The following is a 17608-nucleotide window of genomic DNA, read 5'->3' on the forward strand; positions in this document are numbered from 1 at the left end:
GTATGAGCTTAACTAAAAAGCAAAAAGTCATTCGCAAGCTAAAAGCCATCAGGGAAAAACAGAAAACGGTGCCCGCTTCGCGCGGGCGCCAACGGGCAATTGCAGGCGCCGATGTGAAACCGCGCCCAGGATTCTTGATCAAACCGTCGGCTGAACAAGCACCTGGTGTTGGCTTTAATGCGGTTAAGGACATGCCGACCAAAAGGGATTTTAACACCGGCCGCACTTTATTCCCCACTCATACGGGCGGCGGCAAAGTGCAGTATTTGCCGAGAAAAAGTGAAGCCACTGCACGGGAATTGCAGCGCGGTTTATTTGTCAGCAACGAGTCCGTTACGGTTGCACCTGCTAATACGCTGCTTAAGGCGGGCAGCGTTAATAAAACTTCGCTACGAGACTTCAACACGGGTCGTACTGTATTCGCGACCCAGGATGCTAATGGCGAGACGGAATATTTACCCAGGCAAAGTGAAGCTACTGCCCAGGAACTCCTTCTGGGCAAATATGTACTCGACGATCAGGTAGAAACTCCTGCTGTGCCTAATGTGGTACTCAAGGAAAAACCGGTGTTAGATCTGAATTATCGGCGCCTGCTCTACCCTACTCGAGACACGAATGGTGAAACGGAATATTTGCCTGGCCAAAGCGAAGCCACAGCGCAAGAGTTGTTTAACGGGCGTTATATCCCCGAACAAAATGTGCCTGCGCAAAAAATTGCGGGCTTGGCAAATCCACTGGAAAATCGCGCGACGAAGTTCGATTTTACCCGACAACGTAAAGTCTATCCGATCAAAAACGTACACGGCAAAGTGCTTTATCTGCCACGTCTTAGTGATGCGTTGCCTGACGAACGCGCGCGAGGAATTTTTATTCCTGACGATATTGTCAATCAGCATGAACAAAGTCGGCGCAAGGATAAAAATGACCCGGCTGAATTGGCAAAACGACGTGCCGATCGCGCCCATCGTCTGCATGGCAAGCCGCCAGGTGGTGTTCCACCCTACACGCCTGTACACAAGGCCAAAGATGGAACGCCACTGTGGGATGGAGTGAGTGCAATAAGGCTAAGCGAACAAAAGCAACAGTCGGTGTTGGTGCAGCAACGTAAGCAGTTCGACCCTTATCGGCAACGCATGCTTTACCAAACGCAAACAGCGAGAGGACAACTGGAATGGTTGCCCCTTCACGCTGATGCGACGGCGAAAGAGCGTATCGAGGGACGTTATGTTGCTTTTGTGCCGCCTGAATCGCTAGCGGTGTTTATACAGCAGCGACATATCGATAAGCGTCATTTTGACACTGCGAAAGGTGAGCTCGAATCTTACGCCAAAGCTGATATCGCACAAGCGCTGGAGCAAACACCGCAGTTGGTTTTGCACTCAGCGCGCTTTGTTAGCGACACAGCTAAGTTGACCCCTGCTTTACAACAGGCATCGCTAAAGCAAAGTGTGATTTCGCAAGATTCACAAAAACAAAACTCGCCCTCTTCAGCGGCATCGCACAGGTTACAGCAAAGCCTGTTGGACCAAATTTTGTCCCTGGGCTTTTAAGCCGGGATTTTTATATCAGGACTTTAAAACCCAACCCAACCCCTAAATTTTTTTTCGAAGGAAATGAATATGTGTAACAAAACCAAAATCGCGATAAAAGGACAACGCTGGTTCGTTGAAACCCCAGGCTTCCAGACGCAGCTCTGTAGCGCCAAGGGACAGGCAATGGGCTTGGGCTTGTTGCAGCAACTCGCGACCAATACCACCACCGCGATACTGCTCAAGCAGGAATATTTCATTAATAGCGCCATAGCGCATCGACTTTAACAAAGGCGATCGCTCTTGAATAATTTCGCCCACCACAAATCCTACAGCTTGTTCGCCTTCAGTTGCGATCAGGGCAAAGGCCTGTTCACTTTCAATATAGTGCTTCAAAGATTTTTGCAAAGAAATTTCGGCTGGATGGCGAAAATATTCAGGATCAGCCCGGTGATGCATTTCACTAAGCTGATACAAGGCATCATGCATAAATTTCAGATCCTGGTATTGCGCGTGGCGTATCTCGATCAAAACGAACATTCCTCACAGTAAGCGTAAACAATTTTAGTAAGAGGCAAAAAATTATGGAAACAATAACGAAGAAATTTACCAAACGCAAAAATAAATCTCGGCTAACTAACCCAGTTATCACCGTTTCAAACCACAGCAATAAGAGTCTTAAAGAAAATAAGGCCAACAAGTTCATTGAGGATACAGATTTGAATCAGCCTGCATTGCAAGTGGAACAAGCCAACAACGAGGATCTAACCATTAATCCTCTTGCCCCGAGCAACCAAAGATTGAGCGTCGCCGTCAACGTAGACGACACGAGCTTCTTGAATGATCTCGACAATGATAACGCACTGAACGACAAGGAGAATGATTTTAACGACGAGAACCTAACCATTAATCCCCTTGCCCAGAGCAACCAGCGACTGAGCGTCGCCGCCAACGTGGGCGACACGAGTTTCTTGAATGATCTCGACAATAATAATAATGCACTGAATGCCTTCGATGAGAAACAATTTGATGTAAAACAACGAAAAAGTCGCGCCTATACTGTTTTTCCTGACCCTAATAAAAAAGCACTGAGTGATCTGGAAAAATTTTTAACGCAGCCTAAGGGCAACATTTTTGATAATAAGGCGAAGAATGAAGAAGATGCCATAACCGACCTCGCCACATATCATCCCAGTGGCTTTTCTACCTGGCGAACTCAGACGGAAGCTCAAAAAACGAATTGGATTAAACCCACGAAAGAAGTTTCCAATGCACTACAGGAGCTTAAAAAAAATGTTCAGAAACCCCGTTTGGACATCGATCAGCGTTTATCAAGTCTGCTCGACGTTGTCTACTCATTTGAAAATAACGGTTTAGTCTCGGCCCAAATACTCAATGATCTGTTTTATTTAACTGACGCCCGGCTCAAACAAAAGCTGCCCCATCCAATGAATCCAAGTCCAGCTGAATCCAATCTCAGAAAAAACGCAACCAGACTGCGCAACGCGATTGGTAGCCATCCGCTTCAATATTCCTTTCTGTCCAGTGTTAACGCTGAGGGCTACAATGCCTACCTGCTCAGTCAAATCAGCTCCAATTCCTCGTTGGGGACAGGTGCAGCCAACGTGTTGAAATCGGGGTATTACTCGAAAGTGAAAGGCGTATCATTCATACGCAACAGTGCAACGGGCAGGTATAGCGAACTCATTAGAGGTCACAGAAAACAGATACGCATTTTTTTATCTAATCCGATCGATGCTTTAGGTGGTCAGTTTAAGTCCAGTAGCAGTAAAATCGAAGAGATCGACATGCTGCAAGCAGGTAAACGCCTAAAAGAGATGCTTGCCAAAATGGATAATATGTTGGCATCTGAGCCCAATAAGGACGCCGATAGGAAAACTATTCTGGAACTGGATTTAGCCATTGCCTACATGCAAGAGTCTGCAAAATCCCTGTTACGCACAAAAGCTGCTCCCAACGCAAAACTGATCGCAGGACAAATTCTCGACTATCTCGATCTTTTTACGATGTCTGATATCGACATCCTTAACCAGGATTCCAGCAACCTATACAACAATTTAAATTTGGTGCGTGAAAATTTGCTAGCTACTGTAAGCAAAGATGAAGTGGCAGCTTTCGATAAATTTATCGAGCGACTACATGAGCCCAGTGAGCCCGAGAAAGAGAAGGAACACCGCGATAAAATAATGAAAGAGTTGAAAGAGTGGAACACCGCATACGAAAATGCTCTTTACAATAATGGCAAGAAGCCTTCAAAAAAATTCAAAGGGGCAGGTGCCCAAACCGTTTCCTATTCGGGTAAAGCCGGTACCACGTCGGAAAAAGCGGATGATTCTGGTCCAGCATTTTTAAGTGATGCGCATGGTAACGTCCTATTGGCAAGTGGGGGTGCTGTAGGTGGAGCATATGAGTTGCTTAATATTGGCGAACGGATTTACAACCTTAGTCGCACCGGTGGTGTTAAAGAAATGACCTATGCCGACAAAGGTAAATTTGTAGACGGTGCGCTTAAAACCATTAAATACGGCGCTAATATTACTGATGCCTTTCTTACCACCGGCGGTGAGGCGGCAGCAATGGTGGGCAACTACGCAGCAGGGGTGATCGCTGCCGGCGTAGTCGTGCAAAGTGGTGTTGCAGCTTATAAGACAGTGCACAAAATTAAAATTGCTGACGAAATTGACTCGCCTGAAATTCGTGCAGAAATTCGCCGACGTCTGAAGCGCAAAGAATTTCATATGTACGCCAAAATGCTGGGCGGTACCTTGGCCTTTGTGGGTGGAACACTGTTGATTGTTGGCACTGCAGGTATCGCCGCCCCTGTGGTCGCCGCTGCAGGTGGTGTGGTTATGGGCCTACTGCTGGCGCAGAAGTCCAGCAGTAAAATTTCTAAAGCACTCAAGGGCACTTTGAAGTCACGTGAAGAGTTTGCGGAAACCATCATCACTTATATGCAGAAACAGGTGAAAGAGGGCCACGCGCAGGAAGTGCAAAATATTTTAAAGTCGCTGGCCAATGATCCTTTAAAACGCTCAGCAATGTTAAAGGGAATTATGGCTGATGATAAATCCCCGGAGCGGGTCATTGCAGCTAAGCTTATTACTAATAAATTAAAAACCTGGTAAACATTGCGAGTTTCTATCGATTTCTTGGTGGGAACTCGCTAGTATTTTAGCGTTCCTTCAAGACCAGGTAAAAGAGCAGTCCTTTTAACAAAAGGGCAGCTCTTTTCTGGATTGATCAAAAGGTCAATCGGCTCGGGTCAAACGTTAAAACTAATCCTCACTGTGTTCCAAACTTGAAATAATACTTTTATTAACCTTAGTGACTCGCTTCAAATAGATTTCCTTTTGCGGCACAGGCACTTCAATATTTGCCTCACGCAAAGCAGATTCAACTTTCCATAAATAAGCCGCTTCAACACCGTCGTTGTCAGGGAGTTTGTTAGCATTAACCCAAACGACTAGTTCAAATTCCAGGCTAAATTCGCCGATAGTTTTCAGCCATAAGTCAGGCGCATGCTGTTTATCTTTTTGAGTAAAGTTTATTTCTTCAGCCGCGGCAATCACCACCTTTCTTACTTTATCTTTATCGCTATCGAGCGAAGTTCTAAAAGGAATATGGATGCGTCTGAGCGGATCTGAAAAGGTATAGTTAATGACGCGGAAGTTAACAAACTCGGAGTTAGGAACCAGTACATCAATATTGTCTCTCGTTTTTAGTTGAGTAGAACGCACATTAATTGCTTTGATCCGCCCTCTTACGCCAGATTCCAGTTCGACTAAATCACCGACCTTTAGCGGACGTTCAAATAACAAAATTAGGCCAGAAACAAAGTTATTAAATATTGCCTGTAAACCAAAACCGATACCAACTGACAAAGCCCCAGCTATTAACGTGATTTTCGAAGAATCGATACCTAAAATAGAAAGTGCTATGAGCGCTGCGGTCGTAATAATCACATAGTGTAAAACACGCGCCACGTTAAATATTGTTGATTCACTTACCGCTTTCTTCTGACCGAATTTGTACAATACCTTTTTCAGAAACTTTGAAAAAAGAATGCTCAGCACGATAACCAAAATTGCGTTTAACAAATCGAAAAGCGTTACTGGATATTCATTAACAGTGAACAAGGTAAAGTTAATAGTGCTGTCAAGACTACTACCTGCTTGATCACTCCATAAACTCCAGCCAAATCCTAATTCAGATAACCATCCTTTCCGCAATGAAATAAATTGCTGATAAGACTGTAAATAAAAGTCGACATCTCTAAGCTTCGACTTTAATTCGTTAGATAGTTTTTGATTAGCCTCCAGATATTCCCAAACCGTCCTTTGAGTTTTGGCATAGATCATTTCGTTGGCCGCCTCACCACTCACCAATACTTGCTCGCGATAAGAGGCCAACTGCGAGTTGAGCAGTTCATACTCCTGGATAAGTCGTGCTTTTTTGCCGCCCCACTCCGGTTGAGACACTTGCCCCATTCCCTGCAACATTTGACTGATGTGAAGGAGAATATCAATCGACAATAACTGGCTTTGTGCCGATATCAGTTTTAATTTTTCTTCCTGATAGGACAGTTGAAAAACAATTTCTTTTTCACCCTTCAGTGACGACCAGGCTCTTCTTTGAAGAGAACTCATAATACTCTTTAGTTTTTCAATGCTAGCCAGCAAATTATTTTTTTGTAGCGTCAGTTGTTTATCAAAACTTGGGGAGCTAGTAATTTCTTCCGCACTTTGTGCCAGTCGAAGTGTTGTTGTCTTAAACTTTGCCTGCGTTGAGTTAAGTTGTTTATCGGTGCTGATTAATTTTTCCTGCGCGTAAAGCATGTTTATCTGTGCGGCGTAAAATGCGATTCCATTGGACGCGCGTTCAAAAGATTGTGGCTCAAGTTTTCGATGAAGCACATTCAGTTCTTGCAATTGCCCTTGAATATATCTTATTGCATCTGTTCTTTGTCTTTTTTCGGCTTGAATTCTTTGCCGTTCGTTGTTGAGTCTTTCCGTTGAGCGATACAGTGCCAACCAGGATTGCAAAGTGAGTTCGCTTTTGGGTTCGGGTAATTGCTCCTCAGGCTGATGAGTGACTAATTTATTTAACGAGTCCAACAAATCATGAATCAAAACAATGTTTTCATGTCGTTCACTTGAATAATCGATGTCAGACACAACACCATCAAAGTTCTTTCGAATAGCCGTCAGCCATTTGTTTTTTTCTTCTTGCGATAACTGGGGCCATTCAGTCCACCAGTCGTTGTTAATCTCTTCGAAATTTGGTGTAAGCAATTTTTCAGAGGCTTCCGCTTGAGATAGTGCATATGTGGAAGGAACAAATAGACCACAACACCACACTATAAGTATGATGTTAAGAATGCGATAAACTTTATTGGACATATTAGATCGAACTGCTCTTATGAGATTTATTAGATACCTGTTAAACCTTGCTTTATCCATGTCGGCGGCCCAACTTCCAGGTTGAGCAATAAGCTTAACAAGTTTAAACAATCGATTATATCCCTTGTTGTACAATAGTTAACCGCGAATGCTTCACATTTTACGCAGTCAGCAGGCGACCTTGATAACTAGTTAACTTGCTAATTTTTGTTATTTCTGTGCGACTATAATATTTTCAGCTACGCTTAATAATTGAAGAGTTTCATAAGGAGAGAAAGTGAATAGTTCGTTATTTGCTAGAATTGGCAGTGAAGCCACCGTTGAAGCTGCTGTCAATCGTTTTTATAGCAAGTTTCTGCAATACGATGATATTAAACCCCTTTTTGACGGTGTTGATATTAATAATCAAAAAAAGAAACTGCGACAGTTTTTCACTGTGATATTACGTGGCCAAACTGAAATACCTTTACAGACGCTCATTAAAATTCACAAACCCTTGGTTAGAAAAGGCCTCAGAATCGAACACGCTCGCTTATGGCTAAGCTTAACAGAAGAAACATTGCACGAGCTTCATATTCCACCAGAGTTAATCGATGAGTTTATGGAGTTGTGCGAACCCTATAAAAGAGCGATTTATTCGCTACTTCAGGATTCGACATACCCTGAAGAGCTGAGCAATCGATAGTTTCTCACCCAACCACTAAAACTCAATTAACGAATTCTGCTAACGACGGAGCGGTAAAGTCAGCAGATTTAACCACCAGAATATCGCATTCCACCTGGCTGATAATCGATTCAGCGGTGTTACCGGTTAATAATCCTGAAAGTCCATCACGAGCATTGGTACCGAGAACCAGCAAACTGCATTGGTTGCTTTCCGTATAATTCACTATGACCTGGCTGGCCTCCCCTGCGAAAACATGGCAGTTTTGTTCTGTAATCCCCATCGAACTTAATAAATTCTCTAAAGAACGTCGGCGTTCTCGCTCTACTTGTTGCAGATAATCATTCTCAAAAACGCTAACGAATTGCACGTGGGCCGCTACAGGCAATGCAGGAAAAGCATTGATTATCTCAAGCTTTTGATCAAACAACTTTGATAAGTAGTTGGCTTGTTCAACTACTCGAACGGTCATGCTATTGTTTTTCGCATTATGACTTTCAATGTCGTCATCATCTAGATCAACTGCAGCCAGAATCCCGTTTCTTGATTCGTTTTCTGGTTTCACAATCCAAACAGAACAAGGACAGGTTCGTAAGATATTCCAGTCTGTTGGCCTGGAAACTAAACGCCCTAATGGTGACACTCTATTTGGTGTTTTGACTAATAAATCGTAGTGATATTTTTTAACAAGATCGATAGCGGTAACGGCCATGTGCTCACACCATTCGACACGAACTGAAACATTGATGTGATCGGTTTTGAGTTGATTCAATACTTCGACTACTCTTTCCGAAAGCGCAGTTTCTATCGTTTGCTTTAGTTCGTCTATCTGCCCTGAAGTTTTTAACCGTGGCAACTCCGATGAGTGTTGAAAAATTACTACGTCGACACTTGCACGACTTCGAGACGCTATTTCAATCGCTTTATCAATTTCAATGTGTTTTTCGTGTTTTGGATCCAGGATAACCAGTATTCGTTCAAAATTTTTCATAGTGTGACTCTAGCCGTTAAGGAGTATTGTAAGACTCAGAAAGTTAAAATTGAATCATCTAAAAGCTAGTTCTTAAGATAACATTAATTACACCTGACCTAGTTGATCAGAATCAATCAAATCGGTTTGAAATTGACGGTCCTAAAATAGCTGACTATACTTTTCCAATGCATCTCACCGGCTTGTCGAATGAGTAATCAGGAGAATTAATGGAAGACTCAGATAATGCACAACACGATAGTGCTGAAACTCGCCGTACTGAACTTAACACATTCTTATTTCTCACCATTTTTGTTGCGCCAATCTTATCAGTCATGATCGTCGGCGGTTATGGATTTATCGTGTGGATTAGTCAAATGTACTTTGGTCCGCCGACTGGCGGTTAGGCGAAAAATTAAAGCAAAATCAATCTATTAAAATAATAAATTTCCAGCAGTTCAATTTGTTCCATTAAAAAATTCTTAACCCTAACTTGGTTCTAATAGACTAAATGAAAAGTAAGACAACCCAGGAACACCATGTGACGAGTTTAGTTTGCCAGACTATCCCCGGTAGCACAAAAAATACGATATCTCTTGTTGAGAAAATCAAAGGCGCAGAAGTCCATGGAGAAAACACCAACGGAAAAATAGTGGTAACTCTAGAAGGCGACAGCCAGGCATATCTTAGTGAAAGTATTGAAGCATTAAGAGGCATTGAAGGAATTCTAACATTGGCACCGGTTTATCACGAATATATTACTGAGAATCATTCACAATGAAGTTAGATAGAAGAGAATTTATGAAAGCTAATGCGGTTGCTGCGGCAGCTGCAGTTGCGGGAATATGTGTCCCTGCGACCGCAACGAACTTAATCACCGGTAGCAACCAGACACGACTAAAATGGGATAAAGCGCCCTGCCGTTTTTGTGGTACCGGCTGTAGTGTTAATGTGGCCACCATGGATGGAAAAGTTGTCGCGACTCATGGTGATATCAAGTCGCCTGTAAATAAAGGATTAAACTGCATCAAAGGGTATTTTCTGTCAAAAATAATGTATGGCAAAGACCGGTTAATTTCACCCATGTTGAGAATGAAAAATGGAAAGTTTTCGAAAGACGGAGACTTCGAACCAATTTCCTGGGAGCAAGCATTTGACATCATGGCTGAAAAAGCCAAACAAACACTTAAAGATAAAGGACCAACCGCTATAGGTATGTTTGGTTCTGGTCAATGGACCGTAATGGAAGGATATGCCGCGGTAAAACTAATGAAAGCGGGATTTCGCAGTAACAATATTGATCCTAACGCGCGTCATTGCATGGCATCAGCTGTTGGTGGCTTTATGCGAACCTTTGGTATCGATGAACCAATGGGATGCTACGACGATATTGAAGCAACTGACGCCATGGTTCTTTGGGGATCGAATATGTCTGAGATGCATCCTATTTTATGGACCAGAATCACCGATCGCAGATTGAGCGCGCCTCACGTCAAAGTTGCGGTGTTATCAACCTATACCCATCGTAGTTTCGATCTGGCCGACAATGGAATGATTTTTACCCCACAAACCGACTTGGCGATTCTCAATTTTATTGCCAATTATATTATTCAGAATAAAAAAGTGAATTTTGATTTTGTGAATAAGCATACTAACTTCCGATTGGGTAACACGGACATTGGTTATGGCTTGAGACCCGAACATCCATTGGAGAAAAAAGCGAAAAACGCTGACAAAGCCGGTGGCTCAAAGAAAATTAACTTTAAACAATATGCAAAATTTGTCAGCCAATATAGCGCTGAATCGGTTTCCAAACTTTCCGGTGTGTCAGTTAAAAAACTTAATGAACTGGCTGAGCTTTACGCTGATCCGAATAAAAAAGTCTGTTCCTTCTGGACCATGGGATTTAACCAACACACTCGTGGCGTGTGGGCTAATAACCTTATTTATAATATTCACTTACTAACCGGAAAAATCTCTACGCCGGGTAACAGCCCATTTTCTCTAACCGGCCAACCCTCTGCTTGTGGTACTGCGCGCGAAGTAGGAACATTCTCACATCGACTCCCGGCAGATATGGTAGTTGCCAACCCGAAGCATCGTAAAAAGGCGGAAAAAATCTGGGGATTACCCGATGGCACAATTCCACCCAAACCTGGCTATCATGCGGTCCTCCAAAACCGCATGCTTAAGGATGGTAAGTTAAATTTTTACTGGGTTCAGTGTAACAACAATATGCAAGCGGCGGCGAATATCGCTCAAGAAGCCTTTCCTGGTTATCGCAACCCGAACAATTTTATTGTGGTCTCTGATCCCTACCCCACAGTTACTGCGCAGGCAGCAGATTTAGTTTTGCCCACAGCTATGTGGGTGGAAAAAGAAGGCGCTTATGGTAATGCCGAGCGACGTACTCAGTCTTGGTATCAAATGGTAAATGCACCCGGTGAAGCTCGTTCTGATTTGTGGCAGCTGGTCGAGTTTTCAAAAAGATTCACTACCGATGAAGTTTGGTCTAAAGATTTGTTGGATAAGAAACCAAAACTCAAAGGCAAAACTTTATTTGAAGTGTTATTCAAAGATTCTGACGTCGGCAAGTTTCCCTTATCGGAAGTCCCTGAAGAAAGACTAAATCAAGAGTCCCGTGATTTTGGATTTTATATTCAAAAAGGACTGTTTGAAGAATACGCTCAGTTTGGTCGTGGTAAAGCGCACGACTTAGCACCTTATGATCGTTATCATCAAGAAAGAGGTTTACGTTGGCCAGTGGTTGATGGCAAAGAAACCTTGTGGCGGTTTAAGGAAGGTAGCGATCCCTACGTTAAACCTGGAGCCGATTTTGAGTTTTATGGTAAGCCTGATGGTCGAGCAATTATTTTTGCGTTGCCTTATGAACCTGCGCCAGAGTCACCCGACGAAGAATATGATTTATGGCTAAGTACTGGTCGAGTGATTGAACACTGGCATACCGGTTCAATGACGCAACGAGTTCCAGAACTTTATAAAGCGATGCCAGACGCACTGGTTTATATGCATCCAGATGACGCAAAGAAACGCGGGATGCGTCGTGGTGACCTGGTAAAAATTTCTTCGCGTCGTGGCTCGGTGCAAACGCGCATTGAAACACGAGGCAGAAATCAAGTACCGGTTGGCCTTGTATTTATGCCATTTTTTGATGCGAGTCGGCTGGTCAACAAATTAACGCTGGACGCCACTGATCCGCTTTCGAAAGAAACCGATTATAAAAAATGTGCAGTAAAAATCGAACGTGTATAGCAGCTAAAAATTATTAATTTTCACCCTGATAAGAATCGGTACACTATGAATCAGTTGATAGCCAAAAGGTCTTTAGCAAATAACGAGTTACTACGCAGTCGAGTATTAACTCGTTTGTTTAGTGCATTGTTTTTATTCGCAGCAGTGTTGTCACAGATGGCGCTCAGCACTGAAAAAGAAATTGCTACATTACGTGACGAAACCGCTATCGATGACCAGAAGCGACCCGCGGTTTTACCAAAAGTTGATAACTCTGATATTAAAAAGACAAGAAACTATCCAATGCAGCCGCCTCTGATCCCTCACACTGTGAGAGGTTATGAAGTCAATTTAAAAGTGAATAAATGTATGTCCTGTCATTCTCGTTCGAGAACTGAAGATTCGCAAGCACCAATGGTAAGCGTTACTCACTTTATGGATAGAGACGGCAATTTTCTCGCAGAGATTTCACCCAGACGGTACTTTTGCAATCAGTGCCATGTCACCCAAATGAAAACGAAAGAACTGGTTGAAAATACCTTTGTCGACATGCATCAATTGATGAAAGAAAAGCAATCAAAAAACTCTAATCGCTAAGGAACTGCATGTGAAAAAAATTATTCGACTTGGTTGGCAGACATTACGCAAGCCCAGCGCCCATTTTAGCTTAGGATTCCTGGTAGTTGGCGGCTTTATTTCCGGTGTAATTTTTTGGGGCGGATTCAATACAGCGCTTGAGCTAACCAACACCGAAGAGTTTTGTATTTCTTGCCACGAAATGGAAAGTAACCCTTATGCGGAATTGAAACCGACTATTCACTTTAGCAATCGTTCCGGTGTGAGAGCCACCTGCCCTGATTGCCATGTTCCCCACAAGTGGACTGATAAAATTGCACGAAAAATGCAGGCTTCGAAAGAAGTTTGGGGAAAAGTATTTGGTACCATCAATACGCGCGAAAAGTTCCAGAATTTACGGCGACACTTAGCCGAGAATGAATGGCGACGCCTGAAAGCGAATGACTCACTTGAGTGTCGCAACTGCCATAACTTCGACTATATGGATTTTACCGAGCAAAGCGAACGAGCAGCGAATCAACATTCAACTTCCTTGGCTTCCGGTGAAAAAACATGTATTGATTGTCACAAAGGCATTGCACATCAATTGCCTGATATGAAAGGCGTTGAAGGCTGGAATTAAAAATTATGTTCTGGAAATGCGTTTCAATTTATTTCTCAAAAACGATAAGCAAATGTAATCGTTCCATATTCTGTTAGATTTTTTAATTGTTCCTCAGAGTCATCACTTATCAAGTTAGCATCATTAAAGGCAACTGATAACGAATAATCTTTCCAGGAATACGCCAGTCCGATGCTGATACCAACAAATTCGTTTCGATAATCTATGGAACGACTATCTCGAAAAGTATTTCCGTCTGTAAAAATTTGATTGAAAAGATAGCCTGAATTAACAATTGTGTAGATGTACCACCCTCCGTCAATTGCCGCGGGGTTTGAAGTTCGTGTAGTGTTCAATAGTTCTGTCGCGTAAGTTCGGCTGAGATCTGTTCCATAGCGGAACATAACGCCGACGTTAACCGAGCTGGAAATTGTTCCAAGACTCGCTTCAACACTCGTAACAAGGTCCATGCTTTGATCATCTGAAATCCAGGACCGCCAAGCTCGCGCTCTTGAAAATTGGAATACCAGTTCATTTTTCAATTGGGTATCCCATCCTAAAGGCTCATCAGCGCCGATCAATTCATGAACGAATTTTTGCGACTCTTCCGCGAGCGACAAAGGGCCAACGACACCAATCGACGTACTTATTTTGTCTGCAAAATTTTCGTTGATCGCTAAAAACGTATTGTTAATAAATAATAATCCTGCATAGGGTAAATCTTCTTCACTGGGAACTTCAACTTGAATGTCTTCTGGAGTAATCATCGACTGGCCTATGGTATAAATATTAACGGCGCCCATGTAGCCTTCATCCTTCAAAGACCACAAAAGTGGCGATAACATCCAGGATGGTTTTGGTTGAGGATCTTTTCCAGCGAAACCTCCCTCTTCTCCACTACTTTCTTCACTATCGTAAAGTGCAACGGATAAACCATTAGTATAACCACTATCATTTCCGATAAATAAATCGTTATCCAGCGTGTAAGATACCCACTCAAATTCTGCGTAGGCATTCAATGGAAGAATAAAAGATATTAACAATACCGTGATAGGTATCTTACGAAATTTTCGTATATGCAACCTGCGATTTTGCCGGTTATTTTTTCGCATTTGTCTGTACCTTTTTACATCGCTAAAGCCATACGGATCACAAAAGCATTGGCTACGTCCACAAAAAAAGCGGCTACTAGCGGTAAAATAATAAATGCTGTAGGTGCCGGACCGTTTGCTTTGGTGACTGCCGTCATATTGGCAATTGCTGTCGGTGTAGCACCTAAGGCAAAGCCGCCGAATCCAGCGCTCAAAACCGCAGCTTGATAGTTTTTTCCCATCAGCGGGAACAATATCCACAAAATAAACATTATCGCGATCGCCGTTTGCAAAATCAGAATGATCAGAAGCGAACCCGCCAACTCCGCGATGGTCCATAGCTGCATGCTCATTAGTGACATCGCTAAAAATAAACCTAGCGAGAAATCAGAAACAAGCGCCAGTGCTCTGGTATGCGCCGGCCAATGGATTTTAGGCATTATTCGTGGAATCGAGTTCGAAAGAAGGATTGCTGTTAATAAGCAGGTGACAAACAACGGTAGTTTAAAACCGGCTTCTGCAATAGCCTGGTTAGCCAAATATCCTAGAATAATGGCGATATGCAAAGTTAACAGTACAGCCATGATATTGAGGTGATTGATAGACTCTGTCTGATCATAGGCGATACCAACACTTGCTTCGACTTCCTCTTCCCGTTTTCCGCTGAGTTGATATTTTTTCAACAAAAAGCGCGCTATCGGTCCACCAATCAGGCTAGCAAGTACTAGTCCAAGGGTTGCACTGGCCACGCCGATTTCCATCGCATTGGAAATTCCTTGTTTAGACACTTCGGGAGCCCAGGCAATAGCTGTTCCATGACCACCGATCAAAGACATAGACCCAGCAAGAACACCGACTTCTGATGGTACACCAACCAGTTGAGCGCCAGCCAGGCCAATGACGTTTTGTATTACGATAAACGATAAAGTTAACACTAACAAAATAAACAATGGCTTGCCGCCATCGATTAAATCTGAAAGTCTGGCATTCAAGCCAATTGCCGTAAAGAAGTAAACCAATAATCGATCACGCGTATCTAGCTCAAATTGAATTTCTACATCTGCAATCAGATAAATCGCAAATACAATTAGCGCAGCAATTAACCCTCCTGTCACTGGCTCGGGTATATTAAAATTGCGAAGAACAGAAAATTTTTTATTAAGATGAACTCCAATAAAAAATACTAAAATTCCAATGGTATAAGAAAGAAAACTGTCTACGTTATAGTTATTCATTTTAATTGTTTATTTGCTTGTTGGTCAAAGTTGGTCGACTTATCTTGCTAGAAAAGAAAGATTCTTTCATCGCCAATTGACTATTAAACTCCTGTTTAAGTTTGTTTAGTTCTTTTTCATCGATGTGTTTTTCAAATGCAACTGAAGCTGTATTCAGTGTCACTGCGACAAGAATGCCGGTAAACATCAAACCCAAAAAAGCAATTAAAACAGATATTACTTTTGAAGCTTTCTTTAGCGGCCTGATATCACCATAACCAACAGTCGTTGCGGTAATAAATGTCCAATAAAGTGCATCAAAGCGATTCCATTTTTCGATACTGGCGACCCACTGACCTAATACAATGACAATAAAGCAAAGTAGCAGCAATAGTGGTGACACCAGGTAAGTAATCCAGAAGAATAATTTGATAAAAGTCAATGTAAATGCCATTTCGGACCTGCATGCCTAATCGGTCAAGCCATAAAAAATACGCAATAAAAAATTAATCAATAAAGCGCTATTTCCACTGATCGAAAAAACTACTGTTTAACCAATGGTATTTGACTGATGTAGGCGTATCGAATCATAGTGTCGAGATTATTTTCAGCATGAAAATACCGCCATACTAGTTTAGCAGGCAGTTTTTTTGTAAACTTTTTCATATAGCGAGCTTTTAAATTGATTCGACTTAAGTCAACCTGTAAAAACTCGCTCATTAACCTGTTTGCGATTTCATTTGAAACCTCATTGTTGTTATAACTTTTGGCGTAGTCTTTCAGGAGTTGAATAGTTTTCGTATCAATATTACTAACGGCTTTTCGATATTCTTTGTAAAGTGGCCAAAATTGTTTGCTCTCATCTGTTGATAACATCAAAGTCTTAGCAATAAAGTTTTCCCGTTTCAATTCCAATTTAGCTCTGTCTAGCTGCAAAACCTCGTTAAAATTATCACTAGCCGAAATCCCGGTGCTCAGGCTAGTAACAATGGTGAAACTTATCAGGTAATAAATAGTTTTAAGATAGTTCATTGGTTTCTCATTTTTTATACTTAATGAAACTTCGGGCTTTGCCAAGTATCTTCTTGCTTCCAGTTTTTTATCAAAGTCCATTTAGCCAAGTCGCTAACGTATAGATTAGATAAAGTTGTTTAATATCGCCAGAAAACAAGACTGATTTCCTCTCGAAAATCTAGCTGGTTAACTCTGACCTTGCGGAGTCTGACCTTGCGGAGCCTGACCTTGCGGAGTCTGGCCTTGCGGAGTCTGACCTTGCGGAGTCTGGCCCTGTGGAGTCTGGCCCTGTGGAGTCTGGCCCTGTGGAGTCTGGCCCTGTGGAGTCTGGCCCTGTGGAGTCTGGCCCTGTGGAGTCTGGCCCTGTGGAGTCTGGCCCTGTGGAGTCTGTCGGCTATTTGGGGTTGGCGGTGTCAGAGGTGTGGTTGCCATAGCCGGTGGTGTTAAATTACTGATTCTCTGTGCCCGTTGCTGTTCCGCAGCTCTTTGCTCCCTTTGGCGAACCGCTCGATTATTCGCTGTTGTATCTGTTGTTGGCGTAGGGTTTAGGGAAGCTTGTCTTATTCGCTCGGCCTGAGCGCTAGCCGCCATTTGATTTAGAGGTAAGTAATCGGTTCTAAAGTTAAGTTCAACTGAGGAGTTTAATTCGAGATCAGTATTAATTTCTTCGGTTCGCTGACTTCTCTGGGTTGATACATAGCTGATATTATTTTCAACTTCAGCCGATGCCCCCCAAGGACCAACGCCAAATGATCCCGATGCGCGAACGCGGTTTTGCATACCAAACTCACGCCCACGATCTTCGCTGGCAGCGCTCCTGGTATCAATGTGAAAACGCATCGACGCGTTGATCTTTCCGCTATCGATAACAATTCTCTGCATACCAAGAGTGACCATTGTCGCTAACATTTGTTGTCTCTGTCTCGCGATTTGGCGGCGGGCAAAAGGTACTAATTGTTCAGGGTTACTGGCGGTGACATTTTCCTCTGGCTCCATGCCAAAAACAGCGCGCATTGCATCCTGTGAAGGCATGGTGCCACCCGATCTTAATCGCAATCTCGCGGGCTCTACTTCATCATCTTCATCAGGTTCCTCATCTTCAAAATCGCTTTCGCCGCCTTCCAGTTCAAACGAGCCGGGAAACTGTTCAAGTAACCACTGGCGAACACCGTTTGCAGAAAATTGTGTTTGTTCAAAACCTGATACTGAAGCCGAAACATTGTTGAGTAATTCGACATACATTTGCATTTGTTGCGAGGTTGAATCAAGCATCGCGG

The 17608-nt window shown here is 42.9% G+C and carries 16 protein-coding genes; 8 read left to right on the forward strand and 8 right to left on the reverse strand.

What is annotated here, in order from left to right; genetic code table 11:
* The first annotated feature begins 2 nt into the window (after positions 1–2).
* Positions 3–1550, forward strand: coding sequence for a hypothetical protein (locus FLL46_RS18685; RefSeq protein WP_142932865.1), 1548 nt, complete (start codon positions 3–5; stop codon positions 1548–1550).
* A 42-nt stretch (positions 1551–1592) separates the two neighbouring features.
* Here FLL46_RS18685 and FLL46_RS18690 read toward each other — a convergent pair whose 3' ends face one another.
* Positions 1593–2060, reverse strand: a complete 468-nt coding sequence (locus tag FLL46_RS18690) for a GNAT family N-acetyltransferase (RefSeq protein WP_168204232.1) — start codon at positions 2058–2060, stop codon at positions 1593–1595.
* Positions 2061–2113: 53 nt separating this feature from the next.
* Between FLL46_RS18690 and FLL46_RS18695 the strand changes: the two genes are divergently transcribed.
* A complete protein-coding gene (locus tag FLL46_RS18695) occupies positions 2114–4675 on the forward strand; it encodes a hypothetical protein (protein ID WP_142932867.1) in 2562 nt (853 codons plus the stop codon).
* 150 nt (positions 4676–4825) lie between these two features.
* Here FLL46_RS18695 and FLL46_RS18700 read toward each other — a convergent pair whose 3' ends face one another.
* Positions 4826–6949, reverse strand: coding sequence for a mechanosensitive ion channel family protein (locus FLL46_RS18700; protein WP_168204233.1), 2124 nt, complete (start codon positions 6947–6949; stop codon positions 4826–4828).
* 277 nt (positions 6950–7226) lie between these two features.
* Here FLL46_RS18700 and FLL46_RS18705 point away from each other — a divergent pair, with 277 nt between their 5' ends.
* Complete coding sequence (locus FLL46_RS18705; RefSeq protein ID WP_142932869.1) at positions 7227–7634, forward strand: truncated hemoglobin; 408 nt, start codon at positions 7227–7229, stop codon at positions 7632–7634.
* A 22-nt stretch (positions 7635–7656) separates the two neighbouring features.
* Here FLL46_RS18705 and FLL46_RS18710 read toward each other — a convergent pair whose 3' ends face one another.
* On the reverse strand, positions 7657–8604 hold the full coding sequence (locus FLL46_RS18710; protein WP_142932870.1) for a universal stress protein: 948 nt from the start codon (positions 8602–8604) through the stop codon (positions 7657–7659).
* A gap of 209 nt (positions 8605–8813) precedes the next feature.
* Here FLL46_RS18710 and napE point away from each other — a divergent pair, with 209 nt between their 5' ends.
* The 5 genes from napE (at position 8814) to FLL46_RS18735 (ending at position 13033) form a co-directional block, all read left to right on the forward strand.
* Complete coding sequence (gene napE, locus FLL46_RS18715) at positions 8814–8990, forward strand: periplasmic nitrate reductase, NapE protein (protein ID WP_142932871.1); 177 nt, start codon at positions 8814–8816, stop codon at positions 8988–8990.
* A 104-nt stretch (positions 8991–9094) separates the two neighbouring features.
* Positions 9095–9364 (forward strand): chaperone NapD, encoded by a 270-nt coding sequence (locus FLL46_RS18720; protein ID WP_142932872.1) that lies wholly within the window; start codon positions 9095–9097, stop codon positions 9362–9364.
* Positions 9361–11856: a nitrate reductase catalytic subunit NapA gene (napA, locus tag FLL46_RS18725; protein ID WP_142932873.1), complete on the forward strand. Its 2496-nt coding sequence runs from the start codon at positions 9361–9363 to the stop codon at positions 11854–11856. Before FLL46_RS18720 ends, napA begins: the two co-directional genes overlap by 4 nt.
* A 45-nt stretch (positions 11857–11901) precedes the next feature.
* On the forward strand, positions 11902–12432 hold the full coding sequence (locus FLL46_RS18730; protein WP_246119352.1) for a nitrate reductase cytochrome c-type subunit: 531 nt from the start codon (positions 11902–11904) through the stop codon (positions 12430–12432).
* Between the two features lie 10 nt (positions 12433–12442).
* Positions 12443–13033, forward strand: a complete 591-nt coding sequence (locus FLL46_RS18735; protein WP_142932874.1) for a cytochrome c3 family protein — start codon at positions 12443–12445, stop codon at positions 13031–13033.
* A gap of 35 nt (positions 13034–13068) precedes the next feature.
* On the opposite strand, the gene FLL46_RS18740 is transcribed toward FLL46_RS18735, so the two are convergent.
* The 5 genes from FLL46_RS18740 to FLL46_RS27970 form a co-directional block, all read right to left on the reverse strand.
* Positions 13069–14124 (reverse strand): lipid A deacylase LpxR family protein, encoded by a 1056-nt coding sequence (locus FLL46_RS18740; protein WP_142932875.1) that lies wholly within the window; start codon positions 14122–14124, stop codon positions 13069–13071.
* A 14-nt stretch (positions 14125–14138) separates the two neighbouring features.
* Complete coding sequence (gene gltS / locus FLL46_RS18745) at positions 14139–15338, reverse strand: sodium/glutamate symporter (RefSeq protein WP_142932876.1); 1200 nt, start codon at positions 15336–15338, stop codon at positions 14139–14141.
* A gap of 1 nt (position 15339) precedes the next feature.
* Entirely contained in the window at positions 15340–15771 is a 432-nt protein-coding gene (locus FLL46_RS18750; RefSeq protein ID WP_142932877.1) for a potassium channel family protein, read from the reverse strand.
* A gap of 89 nt (positions 15772–15860) precedes the next feature.
* Positions 15861–16349: a hypothetical protein gene (locus FLL46_RS18755; protein ID WP_142932878.1), complete on the reverse strand. Its 489-nt coding sequence runs from the start codon at positions 16347–16349 to the stop codon at positions 15861–15863.
* Positions 16350–16468: 119 nt separating this feature from the next.
* Positions 16469–16729 (reverse strand): pentapeptide repeat-containing protein, encoded by a 261-nt coding sequence (locus FLL46_RS27970; RefSeq protein WP_142932947.1) that lies wholly within the window; start codon positions 16727–16729, stop codon positions 16469–16471.
* Positions 16730–17608 lie beyond the last annotated feature (879 nt).

Origin of the sequence: Aliikangiella coralliicola, assembly GCF_007004725.1 — a bacterium.
GTDB classification, from domain to species: domain Bacteria; phylum Pseudomonadota; class Gammaproteobacteria; order Enterobacterales; family Kangiellaceae; genus Aliikangiella; species Aliikangiella coralliicola.

Excerpts from the sequence above, each read along its gene's own strand:
- FLL46_RS18685 (WP_142932865.1), top strand. The coding sequence starts at position 3 with ATGAGCTTAACTAAAAAGCAAAAAGTCATTCGCAAGCTAAAAGCCATC.
- FLL46_RS18695 (WP_142932867.1), top strand. The coding sequence starts at position 2,114 with ATGGAAACAATAACGAAGAAATTTACCAAACGCAAAAATAAATCTCGG.
- FLL46_RS18700 (WP_168204233.1), bottom strand. The coding sequence starts at position 6,949 with ATGTCCAATAAAGTTTATCGCATTCTTAACATCATACTTATAGTGTGG.
- FLL46_RS18710 (WP_142932870.1), bottom strand. The coding sequence starts at position 8,604 with ATGAAAAATTTTGAACGAATACTGGTTATCCTGGATCCAAAACACGAA.
- napE (WP_142932871.1), top strand. The coding sequence starts at position 8,814 with ATGGAAGACTCAGATAATGCACAACACGATAGTGCTGAAACTCGCCGT.
- FLL46_RS18720 (WP_142932872.1), top strand. The coding sequence starts at position 9,095 with ATGAAAAGTAAGACAACCCAGGAACACCATGTGACGAGTTTAGTTTGC.
- napA (WP_142932873.1), top strand. The coding sequence starts at position 9,361 with ATGAAGTTAGATAGAAGAGAATTTATGAAAGCTAATGCGGTTGCTGCG.
- FLL46_RS18730 (WP_246119352.1), top strand. The coding sequence starts at position 11,902 with ATGAATCAGTTGATAGCCAAAAGGTCTTTAGCAAATAACGAGTTACTA.
- FLL46_RS18740 (WP_142932875.1), bottom strand. The coding sequence starts at position 14,124 with ATGCGAAAAAATAACCGGCAAAATCGCAGGTTGCATATACGAAAATTT.
- gltS (WP_142932876.1), bottom strand. The coding sequence starts at position 15,338 with ATGAATAACTATAACGTAGACAGTTTTCTTTCTTATACCATTGGAATT.
- FLL46_RS18750 (WP_142932877.1), bottom strand. The coding sequence starts at position 15,771 with ATGGCATTTACATTGACTTTTATCAAATTATTCTTCTGGATTACTTAC.
- FLL46_RS18755 (WP_142932878.1), bottom strand. The coding sequence starts at position 16,349 with ATGAACTATCTTAAAACTATTTATTACCTGATAAGTTTCACCATTGTT.